Genomic DNA, 6000 nt, shown 5'->3' with positions numbered 1-6000 from the left:
CCTGGACCGAGTCTGGCCAGACACCGGCCCTGCCGAAAGTCTCTAGCAGCCCAGATAGAGGAGGATGGCTTGGTGGGCATATAGGTCAGGTGGGAGTTGGACCATGTCCCGGCTCGTACGATCCACCACGCCGGGGCCCCAGGCTCGCACCCGCCTGCCGGTTGAACAGACCCGCGATCTCGGGATCCCCGATGGTGGGCGGCCGTCAGTGATGCCTATCGCGATCTGGACATCCGCAGCGACACGGCCTCAAAGGGCGTAGGCGACCAGCGAGCACCGTGGGTGCCAACGCATAGGGTCTTGGCTCGTGGCAACAAACGACGTAATCGAGGTTCTCGACCGCATCCGACGCCGTGACCCCTCTCGGCCAGAGGCCCAGCTGCAGGCTGACATATACCGACTCCTGACGATGGGTGTGATGAACCTCGGCGTGGACGAGGTCGCGCGGTTGGAGGTCCCGACGAATGACGGGACGAAGCGGAGATTGGACATCGAGGTAGGCCACTGCTGCATCGAGGTGAAGAAGGACCTACGAATCGGCAACGTCCTGCTGGGAGCACGGGAGCAACTCGCCGGCTATGTCACCAAGCAGGCCGAGACGTTCGGTTCTCGCTACGTGGGAATCGTCACGGATGGAGTTCACTGGCATCTTCACCGCCTCAAGGACGCAGAACTTGTCGAAGTGGCGGTGCTCGATGCCAGCCGAGCAGAGCCCGACGACGTTTTGGTCTGGCTGGAATCCGTGTTGGCAACGGTGCCGAACATCACCCCCACCCCTGACCAGATTCACGCCAGGCTGGGCGCCGACTCCCCTGCCCACCAGCTCGACCATGCGTCCCTTGCCGAGCTTTATACGCGTACGCGAGAGAAGCCCGAGGTCCGGGTCAAGCGGGACCTATGGGCAAAGCTGTTGCGCACGGCCTTTGGATCCGGATTCGACGACAGCCCGGAACTCTTCATCGACCACACTCTCTTGGTGCTCACCGCCGAAGCCATTGCTCACGGTGTTGCCGGCTTCGACTTGGCCACCGACGGCCTCACCGCCCACGAAATAACTCGTGGGACCCGCTTCCGCGACGCCCAAATATACGGAGTCGTCGAGGAGGACTTCTTCGACTGGGTTCTCGAGGCAGAGGGGGGTCCTGAATTCGTAACTGACCTCGTGCGCCGGATCAGCAGGTTCGATTGGTCAAACGCGATGAGCCACGACGTCCTCAAGTCCCTCTATACCTCCGTCATCTCTCCGCAGGTGCGGGAGAGCCTCGGGGAGTACTACACCCCGGACTGGCTGGCGGAGCGGATGGTGAAGGACCTCTACACGGACCCGCTAAACCAGAGACTGCTCGAGCCGTCGTGCGGCTCAGGCACGTTCCTTATGCACGCGGTGCAGACCCACCTCGATGCGGCCCAGGCAGCAGGCATGAGCGTTGGCGAAGCCATCACGTCCCTAACGTCACACGTCATCGGCATGGACATCCACCCAGTAGCGGTGAGCTTGGCACGAGTCAGCTATCTAATCGCGATAGGCAACAAGCGTCTCCGAGATTCCACCAGAGGCCCGCTTACGGTCCCTGTGTACCTCGGCGACTCCATTCAGTGGGAACAGCACACTGACCTGCTTGCCGGCACAGCCGACATCACTGTCTCAACTGTCGGCGATGACCTAGTTGCTGGCGGGGGAGCGCTCTTCGGCGACGACTTGAAGTTTCCACTGTCAGTCCTTGACGATGCAAACAATTTCGATCAGCTTGTTTCCGAAATGGCCGACGCAGCGGTTGATCCAAGCATGGACAGCAGAGCCCCGAAGACCGTGATGGGTCCGATCCTGAGGCGCCGAGGAATCACCGACGAGGCTGACCAAAGCCTGTTGACTGTTACCTACGACACGATGCGCCGTCTGCACCGGTCGGGGCGCAACCACATCTGGGGCTACTACGTCCGCAACCTGATCCGACCCCTGTGGCTAACCAAGGGCAACAACCGCGTAGACGTCCTCGTGGGCAACCCGCCTTGGTTGCGATACGGGAAGATGACGCCCTCCATGCAGGAGCGCTACAAGGGGCTAGCAAAGGACCGTAATCTGCTCACCGGCGGCCTGGGTGCCACCGGCCGGGACCTCTCCACACTCTTCGTGGCCCGTAGCGTTGAGCTATACCTGCGGAGCGCCGGCTGCTTCTCGTTCGTGATGCCCCATGGCGTCCTAGGGCGCCAGCCGCACAGGGGATTCCGCACCGGTAAGTGGTCTTCGAAGTCGGTTTCGCTGACGGTCGCGTTCAACGAGGCCTGGGACCTGGACAAGGTCACGACGGGGTTCCCAATGAGTGCCTGCGTTATCCGTGGAAGCCTTGCACCGGATGGCCGACCGCAACCCCTCCCCAGTTCCGTGGTTGTCTGGGAAGGGAAACTTCGCAGATCCGGTGATGTCCCATGGCAGGTTGCAAGTAGGTCCGTCACCCTGCGCTCAGGAGAAATCGCCGACACGACCAACGCGCCCGAAGCGGCAGCGTCTCCGTACCGCGCCAGGTTCAGACAGGGCGCCATTCTGGTGCCGCGCTATCTGCTCTTCGTCAACGAGAAGTCGGCTGGCGGCCCACTTGGGGCAGGGGCGGGTCGAATCATGGTCGAGTCCGCGCGCTCGGCTCAGGAAAAGCCACCGTGGCGAGACCACGCATCCCTCAGCGGCCCTGTTGAGCAGTCGGCACTACATGACGTATACCTCGGCGAGAACGTGGCACCGTTTCGAGCGCTCGAGCCACGTCGCGCCGTGCTACCCCTGATGCCCGAACGGATCATGTATCCAGCCGACATTGCACTGCTCCCGGGTCTTGCTCGGTGGTGGGAGAACGTGGAGCGAGCTTGGGAGAGTGGACGAAAGGACAGCGAGAAGAGCCCTCTGCTTGAACGCTTCGACTATCAGAAGCAGTTTTCGGCACAGCTTCCCATTGCGACTCATCGGGTTGTGTACAGCAAGTCGGGAAACACCCTGGCGGCCGCGCGTCTTGAAGACAGCGATGCCGTGATCGACCACCAGTTGTACTGGGCGCCAGTCAAGAGCGCTGCGGAAGCTCGCTACTTGGTGGCCATCCTCAACAGTGCCACCCTTCTCGATCGGGTGCGGCCCCTGCAGGCGCGGGGACTATTGGGTGCCCGCCACTTCGATAAGTACGTCTTCTTTGTCCCCTTCGCGACGTTCGATGCCACTGATCCTGACCACACCCTCATTGCCGAGCTGGCAGGCGACGCCGAACGGGTTGCAGCGCAGGTAGATATCACGGCGGTGACTCGCTTCACCATCTCCCGGTCGATGATCCGATCGGAACTGGCGCGATCTGGACTTGCAGGGCGGCTGGAAGCGGCAGTTGGTCGGGTTCTTCCAGTGCTGCAGTCCTGATCCGCCGCCGTCAACCCGGCGTACAGCCCTGTGGCCACGCCCGTTAGGTCCCGGCAACGAGCCGACGGGATGGGTACCTATGGGTGTCGGCGATTCCTGGGCCCACGAGACGGACACCTGCCATAGTCCTGGGACTGCACAAATCAGATCAGGGGGCCCGATGGCGCCGTACGAGGCGACAGTTCACGCACAAGACGCGACACAAGGTCGGGTTCAGGAGGTCCTCGGAGGGATCCTTCAAGCAGCACAGGCCAGCGATCACTGGACCAACCTCGACGCCGCGGTCGCCTATGCAAGCAGAGGGGGTGCCAGGCTGCTGTGCGAAAGACTCCAAGCGCATCCGAGTTGGGATTCTGCGACCAAGCGCTTCCTTGTGAGCATGGACTTCGGCATCACTGAACCGGCTGCTCTTGAGTTGCTGGCCAGGCAAGCCAACCTTGAAGTTCGGGTCCCCAATGGCCAACTTGTAGTGGCCTCGACACAACTGATGCCACCGCACACCTTCCACGCCAAGGGCTATCTCTTTCGATGCAGCCCGTTCGCCGCGCCGACGTCGCTGATCGTCGGTTCGGCGAACCTTTCGGTGAGCGCCTTAGCGACTGGCTCGGAGATTATGGCGCGGCAGTCTTGGACCGGTCGGCTCACGGCCGCTGACAAGCTTCGCCTCTCTCACGCAGCCAACTTCCTGTCGTCGTTCGAAGACGCTTGGTCAAGCGCGGACGCGCTGCCCCCGTTGCTCCCGAGCTATAGGGCGCTCCGTAAGCGACGGCGCATCGGGCCCTTGAGCGATGACAGAACCCCCGCCACAAAGAGGTTCGTCGCCGATCCAGATAAGTCGGAGGTTGGTGGGCAGTTGGCCGTTCAGCTGGCAGCTGCTAAGTCACTCTGGGTCCAAACAGACACCCTCTACGTCAACTTGCAGTCACGGGGTGTGGGCAATCAGCTGGATACACCCCGCGGGACTCGCGTGTTCTTCGGCTTCTCTCCGTCCCAAGTCGCGAAGAACCACGTGTTCGGGAGCGTTGAACTGCAAGTCACGGGGCACGCATCCGTTCCACGATCCATCCGCTTTGGCAACAACCTAATGGATAAGATCAACCTCCCGGTTCCCGGTCAAGACGGGCCCGCGAACTACGACAACGCCGTGCTTATCTTCGACCGCGCGGGGAAAGGGTCAAGCGGTCTCCCCCGGTTCCAGGTAACTGTCACGAACGAGCATGGACTGGAAGCGAGGCGGCGCGCGTCAGCCAACCACGTTGATCTCACGATGCACGGGGGTCGTCCATACGGCCTCCTGTTTTGATTCCCCGATCCTTGCGGGCGCCGAATCGCGTGAGTCCGCGAAAACGCCAGTACCGACACGATGCCGACGCGTCGTGTCGGCCCGGCGCAACGAGCTCCTTAGCGTGCGTCGCCGCGCCCGAATGGCGGCGGGAACCGACGGGCGCGCGCGTGACCGCATTGAGTCGCACCCCCTCTGAACGCTTCGGGTGTCGGTGCTGGGTGATGGGCTGCGCTGAACACCTCGGTACTCGACGGGAGCAACGTAATGGCGCCATTTAGTAGTGACTTAACCACTGAGCCGTCCGGACGGCGTCGGCGCTTCGACCCCATGGAGGCTGAGCGCATCATGTTCCGCGCCGGTGTCCGTCCCCTAACACCGTTTCCTGGTGTCCACAAACCTTGGCTGTCGCTGCATGAGGCTTGCGGTGCCGAGATTGCTCCGCTTCTGTCGAACGTGCGACGACGGGGTACGGCCTGCCGTCAGTGTGGCGCTTGGAAGCGTGGAGCCGCGCGACGCGCTCGGCATGCGGAAGCCGCCACGAGCGCAATGCTCGCCGCGGGCTTCGAGCCTTTGGTTGCCTACCCCGGCTCGGGTAAGCCATGGCTCAGCCGGCACATGGCGTGCGGGCAGCAACGAAAGCCCACGCTCAGCGCTATCCGCAGCGGCGGAAGCGGGTGCCGACCTTGCGGTCTTGCCGCCCGAGGCTGGCGCTCCTGGACTCCGGACGAGGCGGTGGCGTTCTTCGAGAGCATCGGGCTTTCGCCGCTGGAGCCGTACCCCGGCTCGTCGACGCAACCGTGGCGTTCCCGGCATATCCTCTGCGGCAGGACGGTCCGTCCCCGCCTTGGCAACGTCGCCCACGGGCAAGGGCCATGCCGCGAGTGCGGCCAGGAGGCCGCTCACCGCGCCCAGCGCCTAGACGATGAGGTCGCTGGAGAGTTCATGCGGGAGAGGGGCCTTGAGCCAGCCACTCCGTTTCCGGGCGTAGACGCCCCGTGGGAGTGCGTCCACCTGGCATGCGGCAGACGCGTCTCCCCCTCCCTCACCAACATCAAGCGCGGCCAAGGTGGCTGCACCGCGTGCGCCCAGGAGGCGGCATCGATCCGGCTGCGCATGCCTCAGGAGCAAGCGGTGGCCGCCTTTTGCGCAGCTGGCCTGACCCCCGTCGAGCCATATGCGGGAAGCAGCCGGCCCTGGGCTGCGCGACACGAGTGCGGCCGCATTGTCACTCCGACGTTGTCCAACGTGCGCCAGGGGCGTGGCATCTGCCGATACTGCAATAGCGCGTTTCCGTTCGCAGGCCCTGCAACCCTCTATCTAGTCC

The 6000-nt window shown here is 63.3% G+C and carries 2 protein-coding genes; both read left to right on the top strand.

Annotation, left to right across the window (positions count from 1 at the left end; genetic code table 11):
- Positions 1-307 precede the first annotated feature (307 nt).
- Positions 308-3391 carry an N-6 DNA methylase gene (locus PKA89_RS05095; protein WP_324417216.1) on the top strand — a complete coding sequence of 1028 codons (3084 nt, stop codon included), beginning with the start codon at positions 308-310 and terminating at the stop codon, positions 3389-3391.
- Between the two features lie 379 nt (positions 3392-3770).
- The gene (locus PKA89_RS05090) at positions 3771-4694 is read left to right on the top strand and encodes a hypothetical protein (protein ID WP_324417214.1); all 924 of its coding nucleotides are present in this window, start codon (positions 3771-3773) and stop codon (positions 4692-4694) included.
- Positions 4695-6000: the final 1306 nt, after the last annotated feature.

This window comes from Phycicoccus sp. (assembly GCF_035325325.1).
GTDB lineage: Bacteria > Actinomycetota > Actinomycetes > Actinomycetales > Dermatophilaceae > Phycicoccus.
This window is presented reverse-complemented; position numbering and strand designations above follow the sequence as displayed.

Bases quoted from the DNA above. Each gene is read 5' to 3' on its own strand.
- PKA89_RS05090 (WP_324417214.1), top strand. From the start codon at position 3,771: ATGGACTTCGGCATCACTGAACCGGCTGCTCTTGAGTTGCTGGCCAGG.